At 73.8% G+C, this 667-nt stretch carries 1 pseudogene; it reads left to right on the top strand.

The features are described from left to right. Positions 1 to 667: pseudogene (locus NBZ83_RS32480) on the top strand (hypothetical protein); the annotation flags it as partial.

The raw sequence follows: 667 nt of genomic DNA on the forward strand, positions 1-667 counted from the left end.
CCCTGCACCTGCGCTATGTCGACGCCCCCCGCCTGCTCACTCTCACCGACGCCCAGCACGACGAGGTCGACGCCCGCTGCGCGCCGCAGGCCCCGAGCCTGTTCGTCGCGGTCGCCGACCGGTGGGGCCTGCAGGTCCTGCTCGCGGGCGATGACGGCGGGGGGATGTGCCGGACCTTCAACGGACCTGCCGCCGTCGTCGACCTCACCGGCATCAACGGCCCGATCCTCTGGTCAGGCGGTCGCCATGACCTGACGAAGCCGCCCACGAGCCCCGTCGAGGTGTTCAGCTCCGGCGAAGACGGATCCGGCGCGCTCGGCGAGTGGCACGCGCGGCCGTGGGCCGTCGGCCAGGTGTCCCCGCAGGTCGCCCTGCTCGTCGCCGCGCTCCCGACCGGCGACGCCGTCGTCGTCCCCTTCGAGCCCTCGACCGGCGCGTTCATCACCCGCATCCAGGTCACGACCCCGGATCTCGCCCAGTACCAGGCCATCGGCCAGCTGCCGCTGACGTTCTACGCCTACAGCTCCACCGGCACGCTGGTCGCCCAGTCCACGGCCACCACGTGCGGCCAGGCGTCGGCGTGCGGCAGTGGGCCGCAGGCCCAGACCCACATGCCCTCGCCCTTGTCCCCGCCGGCGGCGGCGCCGACATCGGGCATGGGCAGACC

It is taken from the genome of Frankia gtarii (assembly GCF_025403375.1).
Taxonomy (GTDB): Bacteria; Actinomycetota; Actinomycetes; order Frankiales; family Frankiaceae; genus Frankia; species Frankia gtarii.